Annotated in this window: 11 protein-coding genes; 3 read left to right on the top strand and 8 right to left on the bottom strand. The window is 53.3% G+C overall.

Annotated elements, in window-relative coordinates; genetic code table 11:
- Nucleotides 1–25: 25 nt before the first annotated feature.
- The 4 genes from N909_RS0105500 to N909_RS0105480 form a co-directional block, all read right to left on the bottom strand.
- On the bottom strand, nucleotides 26–1,117 hold the full coding sequence (locus N909_RS0105500; RefSeq protein ID WP_029912563.1) for an aldo/keto reductase: 1,092 nt from the start codon (nucleotides 1,115–1,117) through the stop codon (nucleotides 26–28).
- 79 nt (nucleotides 1,118–1,196) lie between these two features.
- Nucleotides 1,197–2,252, bottom strand: coding sequence for an AI-2E family transporter (locus N909_RS0105495; protein WP_029912561.1), 1,056 nt, complete (start codon nucleotides 2,250–2,252; stop codon nucleotides 1,197–1,199).
- Nucleotides 2,253–2,393: 141 nt separating this feature from the next.
- Complete coding sequence (locus N909_RS0105490) at nucleotides 2,394–2,816, bottom strand: hypothetical protein (protein WP_029912557.1); 423 nt, start codon at nucleotides 2,814–2,816, stop codon at nucleotides 2,394–2,396.
- A 211-nt stretch (nucleotides 2,817–3,027) separates the two neighbouring features.
- A complete protein-coding gene (locus N909_RS0105480) occupies nucleotides 3,028–4,239 on the bottom strand; it encodes an EAL and HDOD domain-containing protein (protein ID WP_029912555.1) in 1,212 nt (403 codons plus the stop codon).
- Between the two features lie 220 nt (nucleotides 4,240–4,459).
- On the opposite strand from N909_RS0105480, the gene N909_RS0105475 reads away from it, so the two are divergent.
- Both N909_RS0105475 and N909_RS0105470 read left to right on the top strand, forming a co-directional pair.
- Nucleotides 4,460–4,774 (top strand): c(7)-type cytochrome triheme domain-containing protein, encoded by a 315-nt coding sequence (locus tag N909_RS0105475; RefSeq protein WP_029912551.1) that lies wholly within the window; start codon nucleotides 4,460–4,462, stop codon nucleotides 4,772–4,774.
- A 538-nt stretch (nucleotides 4,775–5,312) separates the two neighbouring features.
- Nucleotides 5,313–5,999 (top strand): DUF554 domain-containing protein, encoded by a 687-nt coding sequence (locus N909_RS0105470; RefSeq protein WP_029912536.1) that lies wholly within the window; start codon nucleotides 5,313–5,315, stop codon nucleotides 5,997–5,999.
- Here the strand turns inward: N909_RS0105470 and N909_RS23650 are convergent.
- The 4 genes from N909_RS23650 to N909_RS0105450 all read right to left on the bottom strand — a co-directional run bounded on the left by N909_RS23650 (nucleotide 5,952) and on the right by N909_RS0105450 (nucleotide 11,211).
- A complete protein-coding gene (locus N909_RS23650; protein WP_051689549.1) occupies nucleotides 5,952–7,997 on the bottom strand; it encodes a PAS domain-containing hybrid sensor histidine kinase/response regulator in 2,046 nt (681 codons plus the stop codon). The genes N909_RS0105470 and N909_RS23650 overlap by 48 nt on opposite strands.
- A gap of 99 nt (nucleotides 7,998–8,096) precedes the next feature.
- On the bottom strand, nucleotides 8,097–8,972 hold the full coding sequence (locus tag N909_RS0105460; protein ID WP_029912529.1) for a DMT family transporter: 876 nt from the start codon (nucleotides 8,970–8,972) through the stop codon (nucleotides 8,097–8,099).
- Nucleotides 8,969–9,877, bottom strand: a complete 909-nt coding sequence (locus tag N909_RS0105455) for a DMT family transporter (RefSeq protein WP_245613575.1) — start codon at nucleotides 9,875–9,877, stop codon at nucleotides 8,969–8,971. The genes N909_RS0105460 and N909_RS0105455 overlap by 4 nt, the downstream gene beginning before the upstream one ends.
- A complete protein-coding gene (locus N909_RS0105450; protein ID WP_029912523.1) occupies nucleotides 9,874–11,211 on the bottom strand; it encodes a hypothetical protein in 1,338 nt (445 codons plus the stop codon). Before N909_RS0105450 ends, N909_RS0105455 begins: the two co-directional genes overlap by 4 nt.
- Before the next feature lie 571 nt (nucleotides 11,212–11,782).
- Here N909_RS0105450 and N909_RS24435 point away from each other — a divergent pair.
- Nucleotides 11,783–14,815 carry a tetratricopeptide repeat protein gene (locus N909_RS24435; RefSeq protein ID WP_084167492.1) on the top strand — a complete coding sequence of 1,011 codons (3,033 nt, stop codon included), beginning with the start codon at nucleotides 11,783–11,785 and terminating at the stop codon, nucleotides 14,813–14,815.
- Nucleotides 14,816–14,863: the final 48 nt, after the last annotated feature.

The following is a 14,863-nucleotide window of genomic DNA, read 5'->3' as shown; positions in this document are numbered from 1 at the left end:
TTCTGCGAGCAGGGGGAAGGTTTGTTCAGGCTGATGCCGTTTTATCGGGCAATTCCGCCAACCGCTCAATGATCGGCAGGTGCTGGGTACAGCGCTGTTCACAGGCTCCGCAGGCGATACATCGGTGGGCCAGCTCCGGACTGATGCGCCAATGCATGTTAAAGCGGTCCTGTACCGCCTGGTGTTTGCCGCCGGACAGAATCAGCTGATTATAGCTGTCCATGAATTTGGGGACCGGAATATCGGCCGGGCAGGGCAAACAATAACCGCAGCCGGTGCAAAGCCCGCTGAAAGCTTCCCGAGTGTTGTCCTGCAGCTGTTGCAGCTGGGCGCTGTTATAGGGGGAAAATTCCTCCATCGCCGCGACGGCCATATCGATATCCTGGCGGGTTGCGATACCGACCAGCGCAGAACTGATAGCTGGGTGGGAGAGGTTGAAACGCAGGGCGGCAGGAACCAGATCGTCCCCGGTGATGGTTTTCAGAAAACGGAAGCGTTGCGGATTCTGTGGGATCAGCCCTCCCCTGAGAGGGTTCATGGTGACCACACCGATACCGTACTGGCCGGCTAACTCAACGGCTGCGCGGCGATAGGGAAAGTTCAGGACATTGTAGCCGAGCAGCACGCCGGCAAAAACATCCTCCGCCAGCACTTGCCCCAGGGCAGTCCCTTCCATATGGGAGGAACAGAGCAGGTGGCCGATCAAACCTTCTTCCCGGGCGCGCAGGGCCGCCTCGACCGCACCGCCGCGCCGCCGGCTGTCCCAGTCGGCCGGGTTCATCAGGTGCCAGATGTAAAAAAAGTCGATGCTGTCGACCCCCAGTCGTTGCAAACTCCTTTCCAGGCTGCGCCGTAGCTCATCCCCGCTGGCGCGACCACACTTGGTCGAGACCAGAAAACTGTTCCGGGGCAGTCCCCGCAAGGCGGTTCCGAAAATGTCCTCACTGCGGTCTCCACAGTAGGCGGGGGCGGTATCAAAATAGTTGATCCCTTTGCTGTGAGCGTAATGGATGAGGGCGGCACTGGCGTTGATATCGGCAGGATCGGCGAAACGCATCCCACCGAAGCTGACCGCGGAAATCTGGGTGCCGGTCTTGCCGAACGGGCAGTAAAGCATGGTAGATCTCCCTGTCCGGCAGCCATGGCCGGAAAAACACGATTTGATAGATGGCGCGGTTTCTGAAGTGCCGGGTCGATCAGCTGTTTTTGACCGGGGGGGAGGCCTGCGTGTCCGAGCCGAGAAGGATTGCCAGCCAACGGGTCGATTCATTAACCTGCAAGGCAATTTTGACAATCATCGTCAACGGGACCGAGAGCAGCATGCCGACAGGCCCCAGAATCCAGCCCCAGAAAACCAAAGAAAGAAAAACAACCAATGCAGACAGGCCAAGTTTGCGGCCCATCAGGCGGGGTTCGACAATATTCCCCATAATCATATTGGTAATCAGGTAGAGGATGGCGACCAGCAGGGTCGGCAGCCAGCCCAGTTGCACAGACGCCAGCAATAAAGCCGGGACCGACGCGATGATCGAACCGATATTCGGGACATAATTCAGTAGAAAGGCGATCATGCCCCAAAGCAGTGCATAGTCCAGGCCGAGCAGCAGCAGACCCAGAGCAATGACCATGCCGGTCAGAAAACTGACCAGGGTTTTGATGGCCAGGTATTGACGCACCCCGTCGACAAATTTTCCAAAGGTTGCCAGTGAACTTTCGGCATCGGTCAGAGCGGCGCGCAGTTTATTCGGCATCCCCGCAGCCTCAAGCAGGATGAAGATGACGGTCAGCAGAATCAGGAATGAATTGGTGAGGACCCCGCCCGCAGTGGCGAGCATGCTGGCGGCCGACTGCATGATGGCGCCCGGATCAAAATGTTGCAGTAGAACCTGCCGGGAGATTTTGATCCCCATGTGTTCCAGCCAGCCGAACAGGCTCAGGGTTTGCGCTCTCAATTGTTCCTGGTAGGTCGGCAACTGCTGGGTGAAACTGGTGACGGAAGTGCCGACAACAGTCAAAACCCCCAGCCCGCCCAGCATAACGATAGCGATGACCAGCAGCAGCGCCAGCGGGGCTGGAACCTTTTTCTGTTGCAGCCAGTAAAACGGACCGGCGCAAACGATGGAAATGAAAAACGCCAACAGAAAAGGCACGATCAGGGCCTGAGCAGTTTTCAGGCCGGCAAAAACAATGACCAGAGATGCCAATGTGAGCAGCAGTCTGCTGCTGGTGGTTTCGCTTGCAGGGGGTGTCATAAGCCTCAATTGTCGTCAGGAAAAGTACCTGAAAAACTGTATCAGGGACAAATAAAGCTTATGAACGGGCGCTTGTCAATCTTTTCGGCAGGCGCTATTGCGTTTACTCTGTGGCTGCCGGTGCTATCGCGGCAAACCGTGCTACAACGTGCAGCGCAGCATCTTGATGCCGTCGCGAAAGTAGACTTCCATTTTGTTGGGGCGGATGGTGTTGATGACGCGGCCCATTCCGAAGATCGGATGTTGAACAACATCCCCGGGTTTGAACGCTGCCTTGATACTGTAACTGATAGCATCGGAGGCCTTGCACTCATTCAGCTGGGCGGCCCATTCCGTTTCTGTTTTTCCGACCCTGGGGGTTTTGGTTGCCGCGGTCTTGGCTCTGGGGGTGGGTTTTACTGTCGGGGCGACACTGCGGTAATTATGGACGCTGCCACAGGTGTTGCATTCAACCCGAACGACTTTGTTTTCGACCATTGCCACGATCGTGTGGTTGGTGACGTCTTTGCACTTACTGCACCGGGATGCGATGTAATCACCGGCGGACAACATTTTTTCAGACATACAAACTCCTTGCTAAAGGGAGCCGTTGTACATTGCCTATCCTGCAACTGTCAATGATCTTTACCGTAATCCTACCAAAATTATTTGCGCCCGACGAGGCCCCGGATGATCCTTTTAGCGGACCCGGAATGTTGCCAGAAGGTGCCATTCTATTGATTTTTAAGATATATTTTTCCGTCAGGCCAAACATTTTTTTGATGCTCTCGGCTGGTTATATTGAGTGAATGTCCTGTGCCCATCTGACAGCATCGAGATAGGCCGAAGGAAGGAGTTGCTCATCGATCTGGAGCGCCGCGGCCAGGGTCGAAACCTGATTCCATTCTCCCTTTTCCATGGCGATGACCAGCTCAAGGGTTGTTTTTAATGGTCCGGGAATCCCGGTCAGGGCATCAACAATGTCGCTTTCGACATGGATCTCATTGAGGATTTCATCAATTGGCCGGGACATGATGACGTCGAGTAACGAAAACAGTCCCATCAGGAACAGGTCGGCCTGGCGACTACCCAACCCGCAGGGCAGAGCCAATTGTTCGCAGAGCCGGGCGCGGATCAGTGAGCTCGAAATCAGCTCGGCTGGCTTGTCATCGGCCATGAATGAGATGGAGAGCAGGGAGATCCAGGAGCGGATTTCCCGCAGGCCAAGCAGGGACAATGCCTGAATAATGGAGGTCACCCGATTGCGCAGGGCGAACGCCGCAGAGTTGACCAGTTTGAGGAGCTTATAAGACAGCGATACTTCACTTTGGATGGTCTTGGCCAATCTTTTAAAGTCGACCTCTTCAGCGTGAACATCGCGCAAAATGCGCAGGAACTGCATCTTGTTGGTCGGAATGTCTTTTCTGGAGATAATCACCGGTTTGGCGAAAAAGTAGCCCTGGAACAGCTGGTAACCCATTCTCTTGGCCTGTTCGTAGACATCCGGGGTTTCGACTTTTTCGGCGAGCATTTTGATCCCCCGCGGGATCATGGTTCGGGCCAGCTCTTCCTGCTGTTGAACATCACTGAGCAAAAAGTCGACCTTGACGATGTCTGCAATCTCCAAAAGAGGTTCATAACTCTTATGATAGACGAAATCGTCCAGGGCCAGCATATAGCCTTGTTCTTTCAAGCGCCGGCAGGCGTCAATCAGGGTGGCATCGATTTCGACATCTTCGAGAATTTCGACAGCTACCTGGTGGCGGGGTAGGGTTGTCATCAACTCTTCAATCAGCACCCGGCGGGTGCAGTTGATGAAAGCCCGAGTTCCGCCGGTCATTTCTTCCAGGTCGAAGAGCAGGTTGCTGTTGGCGATGACGCTGGCCGCTGCATGATCCTGATCGTCGCAGTCGAAATAGTTGTGCAGGCCGGATCGAAAAAGCAGCTCGTAAGCTTGGACGCGACCTCTGGTGTCAAAAATCGGTTGCCGAGCGATGAAGTGTTCCAACGTGCGGTCCTTGAGAGAATAGGTATTTTGTAACCAAATGTTACTGAATTAATTGAAGCAAGAAAATTTCAACATTCTCCCCCCAGCCTCATTGCCAAATAACTTTTCCTGTTCAGAGCAACTATTGACGCTGTCTGAACTATCGGCTAATCTTATCAGGTTTTTGTCACGGATTCTTGTTATAAATAACAAGAATCTCTCTTTTGAAAAGGATGGGCTTATGAAAAAGTTGACGTTGTTGCTGGTTGTTCTGGTTCTCGGTGCCGTGACTGCTGCGCTTGCCGTTCCCCCCGGGAAAACTCTCACCTTTGACAAAAGTCCGATGGGACCGGTGGTTTTTTCGGGAACCGTCCATAAAGATGCCGGAGTCAGTTGTAAAGAATGTCACAACCCGGAGATGTTTCCGAAAATGAAACAAGGCACTGTCGAAATCACTATGGCGAAAATTTATGCAGGCGAGCTCTGTGGCAAGTGCCATAATGGGACTCGTGCGTTTGAGGCCAAAAAGAACTGCACCCGCTGTCATAAAAAGTAACCTTTCTACACTGCTAGTGTCCCGTTCGGTGAGTTATTTGTATTAATCTTGAGTCATTTTTGTTGCTGTCAAGGCTTGCCGCCGCAGGCCTAGCTTGGGCTAAGCCGAGAAGGCAGAACGTAGACAGCGGCAAAAAGGACCGGAATTGGGATAGAGAACTAACCGTACGGGACACGAGGACGATTCTTCATTGAAAAGCTCGCGACTTGCCGCGGGCTTTTTAGCTCAGGGCCCTTCCCCCGGTCTTTACTCCATCCTCTGAATATCTGACATTAGTGCATATATGTGCCGGACCGCCGCTTAGCGGTCAGCTCGATTGCCGGCTGAATGCTCCGCTGGAACTGAGCGGCGACATTGCTTCTTGTTCATCTCTGCCGGTTAAAGGCCGTCCCGGGCTCACTTTACATCTTAGCTTACATGCCTTGCTGCTGGAAGCGACCATGCTGAAAAGTCCTGCCCCCTGTCGATCGGGCTTGAAATCTGTGCTCCTGTGGCGCTACAGTGCAGCGGTTTCTTCCTCTTTTACAGGTACACTCTCATGATTTTACAGGGAACTTTGGTCAATGTCGGGGCCGTTGTGGTCGGCAGCCTGCTTGGTCGCTGGGCCGGCCGGTTTCTGTCTCCGCGCTTGCGCCAAACGATGATGGCCGGGCTTGGGCTGGCTGTTTTACTGATTGGTTTACAACTGGCCTTGCAAAGTCAGCAACTGATGGTGGTTATCGGCAGCCTGATTTTTGGTGGTTTGCTGGGAGAACTGATCGGGATAGAAGCTCGCCTGGAACGGTTTGGCCAGAAACTGCAAGCGAAATTTTCCGGATCGGGCGGAATCGCGGAAGGCTTTGTCACCGCCAGCCTGCTGTTCTGTGTTGGCGCCATGGCGATCATGGGTGCGCTGCAGGACGGACTGGGCGATCGTCCGACCATTCTTTATGCCAAGGCCGCCCTTGACGGGGTTGCGGCCATCGCTCTGACCTCAACCCTGGGCATCGGGGTGATATTTTCGGTGATCCCTCTGCTGCTCTATCAGGGGGGGATCACGCTGGTGGCTGATCTGGCCAGTGCGGTGTTGACGGAACCGGTTATCTCTGAAATGAATGCGGTCGGGGGGTTGCTGATTGTTGCCATTGCCTGTGATCTGCTCGGTTTCAAGAGACTGCCGGTCGGTAATTTGTTGCCGTCAGTTCTGGTGGTTGTCGGGCTGCTGTGGAGCTTCGGCCTGGCGTAAGGGCAGAGAGTTGGTTATCTTGCCGATGGCTTTCTGCAATTCCTGGAGTTGATAGGGTTTTTTAAGAAACCCGGCTAAGCCTTTGCCGGCAAAACGTTGCGTGACATCAATTTCATTGTAGCCACTGCAGATAATGACCTGAACCTCTGGATCGATGCGCCTCAATTCGCGGAAGGCCTCTTCTCCGTCCATGTGGGGCATGGTCAGATCCATCAGGACAAAACTGATTTCCTGCCGGTGCTGCTGGTAAAAAGCGAGCGCTTCAAATCCGTCAGCGGCAGTTAAAACTTTGAACCCCAGTTCTTCAAGCATAGCTTTGCCGATACTGCGCAAGCTTTCCTCATCATCAACCAGCAGAACCTGACCGGTGGCTTTAAACTCGACCGGTTGATCAACTGCTTCAATCCGCTCAGCCACCAGTGTCGAAGCTGGAAACAGGACTTTGAAAGTGCTGCCCATCTGTGGTTCGCTATAAACTTTTATCGCCCCGTTATGGCCGCGAACAATCCCGAGAACTGCTGCCATGCCGAGGCCTCGGCCTGAAAATTTGGTGCTGTAAAATGGTTCGAAAATCCGGCTTATATTGTTTTTGGGAATGCCGCAGCCGTTATCTGCAATTTCCATGAAGACGTAATGTCCGGTGGGTAGATCCTCATCCAGCCAGGTTTCACTCAGGTAATTTTTATTACAGAATTGGGTTCCTGTGGTGATTGAGATGACGCCGTTTTTTTGACCTAGAGCTTCAGAAGCGTTGATGACCAGGTTCATGATAATTTGCCGCATCTGAGTGGCATCGGCTTCAATGGTTGGCAGCGCATCAAACAAGTCAAAACTAATGGCGGCTTTTTTACTGATGGAGACTCCCAGAATCTGCTTCATCTCAATAATCAATACATTGAGATTGAGGGGCTCGACGATGAATTTCCCTTTGCCCGAATAGGCGAGCATCTGGTTGGCAAGATCTGCGGCCTTGGCCGCGGCTGATTTGATCTGTTCCAGATTCGGTCTAGCCGGAGATTCATTGGCAATCCGCCTTTGGGCTAGTTCACAGTGACCAATGACAGCCATCAGGATATTATTGAAGTCGTGGGCAATTCCCCCTGCCAAAACGCCCAGACTTTCCAGCTTTTGGGCCTGCAGCATTTGTTCTTCAAGTTTTCTTTGCTTGTTTTGAGCTTCAATCTGTTCGGTGATATCCCGGGTTATGTTCAGCAGGCAGAGTTCACCATTGAGGTCAATAACCCGAGCGGACATCATCCCGTAAATAATACGTCCATGCCTGGTCTGGAACTTGGCGATAAAGCCACTGACCTCGCCATCGCGTCGCAACAGTTCAACCAGGGCGTCGCGATCTTTTTTGTGATACCAGATATTCAGCTCTGGAGAGAGGGAGCTTTTGCCGATGACTTCCTCTTCGGTCCATCCTGTAATGTTGGTAAAGCCTTGGTTGATCTCAAGATAGACCCCATCATCAAGGCGGTTGATGTTGATAGCGTCAGGGCTTAGTTTGAATGCGCGGGAAAATTTTTCCTCTGATAGCCGGAGGGCATCTTCTATCTTTTTGCGCTCGCTAATATCCCGCATGACAGAGTGGAACGTGCCATCCGGGAGGATGCTGCTGTTCATCTGAATGGCCACCGTGGTTCTGTTCTTCCGGGTCAGCAGGCGTTCGGCAAGGACCGTCTGTCCTGCCCTGAGCAGGTCAAAGCGAAGAGGGACGCGCTCCTTTTCTGTGACGGAGAAAAGTTCTCCGATGTTCATCCCGATCAGCTCGTCCTTGCTGTATCCGCAAAGTTTAAAAGCACTCCGGTTGGCCTCGATAATATTCCCTTGCGGATTGCCCAGAAAAATTGCGTCTGCGGCATTTTCAACCAGTACCTGATAACGGGAGCTGGTGCTGCTGAGGATACGTAGAGATTCTTCAAGTTGCTGATTTTTTTTCTTCAGCTCGACAATTTCCCGTAAGGGGTCCGTGACGGTACTTTTCATTTCAGACATTCCCTGTCCCTTAATAACTTATTGTTTTTAAAGGTGCTATTTAACATTTATCAGCTGAAAAACCAACCTAATCTTTTTGGGCAGGGAAGCGACAAAGGGTCAGGAACGGATCCGTTGGCAGAGCAGCCCGACAACAATCAGGATCAGGCCGATGAAGGTTGAGGCAAGGATTTCTTCGCCGACCAGAAAATGAATGAACAGCAAAGAGAGAAACGGTGACAGGAAAATCAGATTGCTGATTTTGGCCGTATTGTCGGTCAGTTTCATGGCCATAAGCCAGAACACAAAACAGGCTCCCATTTCAAAGGTGCCGACATAGGCAGCTCCCAGCAGACCATGATAATCAGGGATCCGCAACTCGGTGGTGAGCAGGTAACAGCCGAGCACAAACGGGAAGCTGGCCAGAAAATTGACGAACAGGCCGACGATCGGATCGCGTCGATCACGGGTGCTGAAGATCCAGTACAGGGCCCAGATGATGGTGCTGAACAGGGCGAGGGCGACTCCGAACGGGTCGGTAAAGTGCAGACTGAGAGGGTGGCCTTCGGTGGAAATGACCACCACTCCGCAATAGCTGATCACCAGCGCCAGCCACTGGGGCCAGCGGATTTTCTGTTTAAGCAGGGGAACCGCCAGTAACGAAAGGGTGATCGCCCAGGTGTAGTTGAGGGGTTGCGCTTGTTGGGCGGGGAGCAGCGCGTATGCTTTGAACAGGACCAGGTAGTAAAGAAAAGGACTGAGAATCCCCAGGAAAATGGACAGCAAGTACTCTCTGGCGCTGCAGTGAAAGGCCTCCATGAACTTTCCCTGTTTGAGCAGAATCGCTCCGAGCAGAAGGGTGGAAAAAGATCCCGAATAAAGCAGCAGTTCAATGGGAGTCAGAAACCGCAATGCCAATTTGAAGGCCGTTGCTACCGTGGACCAGAGCAAGACTGCGGTAAGAGCATAAAGAATGGCTTTGCGCTGCTGATTCATGGACGCTCCTCGGAGATAATCTCCCGGCGTCGTTTGACAACCAGGGAGACCAAGCCGGTAAAGATCAGGACAATCCCGCAGATTGCCACGGTGTCCACCTGTTCCTTGAGAACCAGAATGCCCAGGATTCCTGCGGTCATCGGTTCGGCCAAGGTCAAGGTGGTCGCTGTGGCGACCTGGACCGTCTGCAGGCCGCGGGCGAACAGCCAATAAGACAGCGCCATGGAGGCCAACCCCAGGTGCAGTGCGACCGCCATTGCCCGGGGTTGAAGGAGCCAGTCCAGATCCATATGCAACAGCGCGGGGAGCAGGAAAATAGCCCCACCACAGGTCACCACCGCAACGACGGCGTTGGGAGAATGCTGCTCAAGGATGCCCTTAATGATCAGAGTGTACGCGGCGTAGGATGCTCCGGCGCCGAAGGCCAGGGTGATTCCGAACAGGTCGACGGAGATATCTCCGCCGCTGAGACTTAACAATACACAGCCGCCGATGGCCAGGACGGTGGCGCTGAACCAGCGCCTGCTGGGGCGTTCGCCGCGAAAAATCAAACCGAGCAAACCGCCGGCCACCGGTGCGCTGCCGATACCGACGATGGTGCCGACGGCAACCCCGGTTCTGGCCACAGCGGAAAAAAAACACAGCTGGTAGCTGGCGGTGAGTACCGAGGCCAGCAGGGTTGGCCAGAACGGCCAGTCACGGATTCTGCCCAATTCCTTATGCCTGACCGCCAGAAACAGCAACGCCAGTCCGCCGATCAGCAGCCGTAACGCGCCGATCACTCTGGAGTCGAAACCTGGCGGGGCGAACGCCTGGGCGGTTCCGGTTGTCCCCCAGAGTAAAGCTGCACCGAGTACGAACCAGGCGCCGGTCGATTTGGAAGGAGTGGCTTGAAGCAGTTTCAAAACGGGGAACTCCCTTGCTGGAGAAGCTGCTTGAGGTGCCCGGCAAACGGCCGTTGCAGCATGAAAATAGCCGCCAGACGACCGCAGACATAGGCCGCCGCCGCGGCGACTGCACCCGGTAGCGCAAAGTATACCACCGAGATCAGCAGGAGGGCGAAAATTCCAGCGGCTTCCAGGGTCGTTGCCAGAGAAATCGGTCGGGTATGCTGAGCGACGATCAGGATTGAGCGTTGAAACGAGATGAGTACGGTCAGGGCCGGGAAAATTGCCGTCAGCTGAAGGGGCAGAACCGCAAAAGCACTGAGCGCATCACTGAGCCCGGAAACCGCGTGGAACCAGGTATAGTGCAGCGGGGTAAAGGCGATGAGGCTCAGGCCGCCGGAGGTGAACAGGCCTAGGCCGACGGCAAAGTTGCGAACCCGTTGATAGTTGGCTCGATTTTCGCCGAGCAAAGCGATGGCAACTTCCTGGTAGGAAAGGCCAAAGGCGCGAAAAATGAAAGTCAGCCCGTAAATCACCGGCATGACCGCAAGGGACTCGACCGCCGCTGGGCTTTTCCCCAGAAAGAAGGTGACCATCGGATGAATCGACAGCCCGATAAAAGGGGTCATCGCCAGGGGCAGATAGTAGTGGCCGATAGCTCGATAGCTGAGCGGTTGTTCTGCCGGGCCGGGAGCTTTATTCAGCAACTCGGCGACGGCATGGCGAGCCAGAAACCTGGTCAGCAGCGCTTCTGCAGTGACCCCCGCCGCCAGGGACAGGGCTCCGATGGTGGCACCGGGCAGAGAACTGAAGAAAAAGCAGCACAGCGCACTGCCGGACATGAAGAGCAGGCGAAACACGGTCGCCGCGGCAACCCGGCGGGTTTTATGGGCTGCAATCAGCACGCCCTGGTAAAAACGGCGCAAGCCGATGGCGCCGGGCCAGGGCAGCAGGCAGAGCAGAGCGCTGTGAATTAATTTGGAAATATCGGCCGGCATGCCGAACAGACCCTCGATAACCGGATGATACAGCGGTGGTAACAGGCCCAGCCCAAACAGCAGGGTCACGCTCAGGCTCAGCCAGAAGGAAAACGTGCGCAGGCGCAGATAGCTGTCCCGGCTGCGACAGAGGGCGGTACTAGCACTCATCAGCATGATCACTGGTGATTCGGCGACCATGGCAAAGGCATAGGCTACCCCGTAGGCCGCCAGGTTCTGCTGTTCCGCACCCAAACGGGCGATAATTGCGGCAATGAAAGGTCCCTCGACCGACATCATCAGCCAGGTTGTGGCAAGGGGAAACCAGAAGCGCAGAATCTGCACATACGAAAGTCGAGGCGATAAATTTTTCATGGTTCACGTTTATTTGAAGAAGGGGCTCTTGGCTGGGATCAGCCGCCGCAGAAAGGCGCTCACCGCGTCCAGCTCAGACCTTGGTAGAGGTTCTGCCTATACCATAAACGGAGTGTCGATTGACAGCACTTTTCCATTGCTTCCACGGTTCTTTATTCTTTGTCGAGTTGGCTGATTTAGGATTGACGATGACGATGCATTCGGTTAGTTTGTTCTAAGATTTTCTGGGGTTAGAATTCTGATAGCAATTGATATTGCGTATTTAGTTGTCAGATTGGAAACGAGCAATTTTTCGTTGTGGCAAGGACATCAAGGGGATGCGCGGAGGCGTAGTCCTTTACGCCGCACAAGAAAACCCGCAGATTGACACCGCCACAGCGGAAAAGGGCCGTTTCCGGATGAAAACTATTTAGCGAATGACTGTCTGGAAAAGAAGGAATTTTTTTGGTCCTGGCAGTCATACGAATGACACATATCGTTGCTATCGTGATATCGCCGGAATGTTTGATTCTCGCCAGGGGGCATTCCGGTTGGCAGACGTTCTGGCAAATACTGCGTTGAGAAATGAATCATGTCCCGACCCATCAGTGCGCTTTACACCCCGCAGGAAATGTCTGAAGAGGAATTCTGCGCCAGATTTTCAGTCCGCAATGAGCTTCTCGAGAGCCTGGTTTCAGAAGCGGTTGCGACCGGTCATCGTCAGACTCCTCGACATGTCATCATCCAAGGGCAACGCGGGCAGGGAAAGTCCAGCTTGCTGCGGATGGCCTATCTCAAAATTCGCGATAATCAGCAAACACAGGACTGGCTCCTCCCGCTGTTGTTCAATGAAGAGTTGTACCGGATCGGCCGGCTCTATAAGTTTTGGGAATACACTGCGGAACTGTTGAGCTCGTTCCTCGGCTTCGAAAAATTGCCAGCAAGATTCGCCGAAGAATCCGAGAATCCTTATTACGAAAATGACTGCCACCTGATTATCGAAAAGGAACTGCAAAAAAAGAATGTCTGTTTGCTGCTGCTTATCGACAACATTGGGGAGTTGATTTCCAAGTTGAGAACTCATGAGCAGCTGCGGCTCCGGGACATTCTTGTCTCCACCAGCCGAATTCGTATTATTGGTGCATCTTCAGCCCTGATGGAAAAACATTTTGATCAGGGAACACCCTTCCACCGGTTTTTCAAGGTCATCCAACTGACCGGTCTGGATGCTGAAGAAACCCGTACTTTGCTGGGACATTTGGGAGATGATCAGCAGCAAGAGAAAATGAGGAAAATTCTTGAGGAAAATCCCGGCAGGATTGAGGCCCTGCGCAGGTTGACCTCCGGGGTTCCGCGAACCATCCTGCTGCTGTTCGAGATCCTGCTGGGTAAAAGCGGTGATGCGTTGCACGATCTGGAAAACCTCCTCGACCGGGTGACTCCCCTCTATAAACATCAGATGGATGATCTTTCCGTTCAGCAGCAGGAGATCGTTGACACCGTTGCTCTGGCCTGGGACGCTGTCGATGCCGATGAAATTGGCCGCGCTTGTCGCATGCCGCGTAATCAGGTCTTGATTCATCTCAAACAATTGATAAAGGGCCGGATCATTCACCAGGAACAGACCTCCGGGACGAATAACCTGTATCGTCTTGAAGAGCGGTTTTTCAATATCTGGTACATGATGCATAACGGCCGCCCCAGTGATCGGCGCCGGACGCTTTGGTTGGTTCGTTTTTTACAGACCTGGTGTAGCCGTGATGAGCTGTTCCATCAAGCCGAACGCCATCTGCAAGCCATTCAGGAAGGAAGCCTGAAACCTCAGCATGCTCGGCTGTTGACTGACGCATTGATATCGGCTGGATTATCCGGCGAACAAGAAGATCGGCTGATCAAGGCAACCCGGCAGATTGAAGGTCACGAAAGTTCCTCTTCAGAGAGACGTTTCGAAGATGTTGTCAGTGATTCCCCCCTGCAGGAAGCCGCCCTGAAAAAGGAAAAGAGTCTGCTGAAGAAGGCCGCAAAAGGCAAACCCGCGGCCCTGTTTGATCTTGCTCTGCATTATGAAGAACAGTTTGAACGGTATCAGGATGCCGAACGTTATTATCTGCTGGCTGTTGACAAAGGCCACGTCGGTGCCATGAACAACCTGGCACTGCTTTATCGCAAAAAGTTAGAGCGATATGCCGATGCCGAACGCTACTTCCTGATGGCGGTGGAGCATGGTCATGTCGGCGCCATGAATAACTTGGCATTATTGTATCGACGTCATTTTCAGCGCTGCGAGGATTCGGAAAGCTACTATTTGCTGGCCATTGAACGGGGGCATATGGATGCCATGTTCAACCTTGCCCTGCTCTATGAAGAGCACTTTCAGCGTTATCAGGATGCTGAACATTTTTACCTGCAGGCTGTTGAAAAAGGGCATATCGCGGCCATGTTCAATCTCGCTCTGCTGTACGAGGAGCACCTGCAGCGTTTCGATGACGCTGAAACCTATTATCTTCTGGCTGCCGGGCAAGGGCACGGCGCGGCCATGGCCAACTTGGCGTTGCTCTACCAGCGTCACTATGAAGCCTTCGAAAAAGCAGAGAAGTTCTATTTGCAGGCCGTCGCGGTGAATGACTCGGGAGCCATGAACAATCTCGCTTTGCTTTATCAACAGCATTTCGAACGCTATGAAGAGGCCGAACGCTATTATCTGCAGGCTATTGCTTTGGGACAGGCCAGCGCCATGAACAATTTGGGGCTGTTATATCGCCGCCACTTTGACCGTTATGAGGATGCCGAAAAGTATTATTTGCTGGCCATCCAACATCATCATGTCGGAGCAATGTTCAACCTGGCGGTCTTGTATCAACAATGCCTGGGGCGTCATGAGGAGGCTGAAAAATATTATCTGCAAGCCATAAAATACGGTTGTCTTGATGCCATGTTCAATCTCGCCCTGCTTTATGAAGAATACTATGGGCGTTATGAAGAGGCTGAAAAATATTATTTGATGGCGATCAAACATGACCATTCCGATGCCATGTTCAACTTGGCGCTGCTTTATGAGGAACGGCTCAAGCGTTTTGAAAATGCTGAACGCTATTACCTGCTGGCTATTGAAAAAGGGCACACCGGAGCGATGCTGAATTTATCCCTGCTCTATTTTGAGCAGGCCGAAAAATATTCCAGGTGCCTTGACCTCAGTTGTCGGGTTGCCGAGCTGAAGGAGCTGCAGCAGGATTCTCTGACCCAACTGCACCTGGTGCGAGTCCTGCTCTGGGGCGGGCGGCATGAAGAGGCTTTGAATGCGCTTGACCGGGTTGTTCCGCTGCTTGATCTAGAGCGTGATGCGGGATTATTCAGCGGAGTCCTGTTGTGTTTGGCCGCCGCCGGCCAGGTCGGGCCAGCTTTGCGGCTGTTTGAAGACAGCTGGTATAAGCCTCTCTGCCTGCAAGATCGTTTCAAACCCATCTACTTTGCCTTGCTGTCCAAAGCCGGTCCGGAACGTGAGGATGATTTCAGGAGGATGGGGGGCGAGTTGCAGGAAACGGTCGATGAAATCCTCCTTGCCATGACAGCCCAGGAAGTGAAATATTTTTCCTGGGCTCCGGAAGAGGTCACTGCTCAAAGCTGAGCAGGTGGCAGGGCGCATTTTTGCACCTTTTCCCTCCTTTGTAAGACT

It is taken from the genome of Pelobacter seleniigenes DSM 18267 (genome assembly GCF_000711225.1).
GTDB lineage: Bacteria > Desulfobacterota > Desulfuromonadia > Desulfuromonadales > Geopsychrobacteraceae > Seleniibacterium > Seleniibacterium seleniigenes.
The sequence above is the reverse complement of the archived record's forward strand: the minus strand, read 5'-3'. Positions and strand labels throughout refer to the sequence as shown.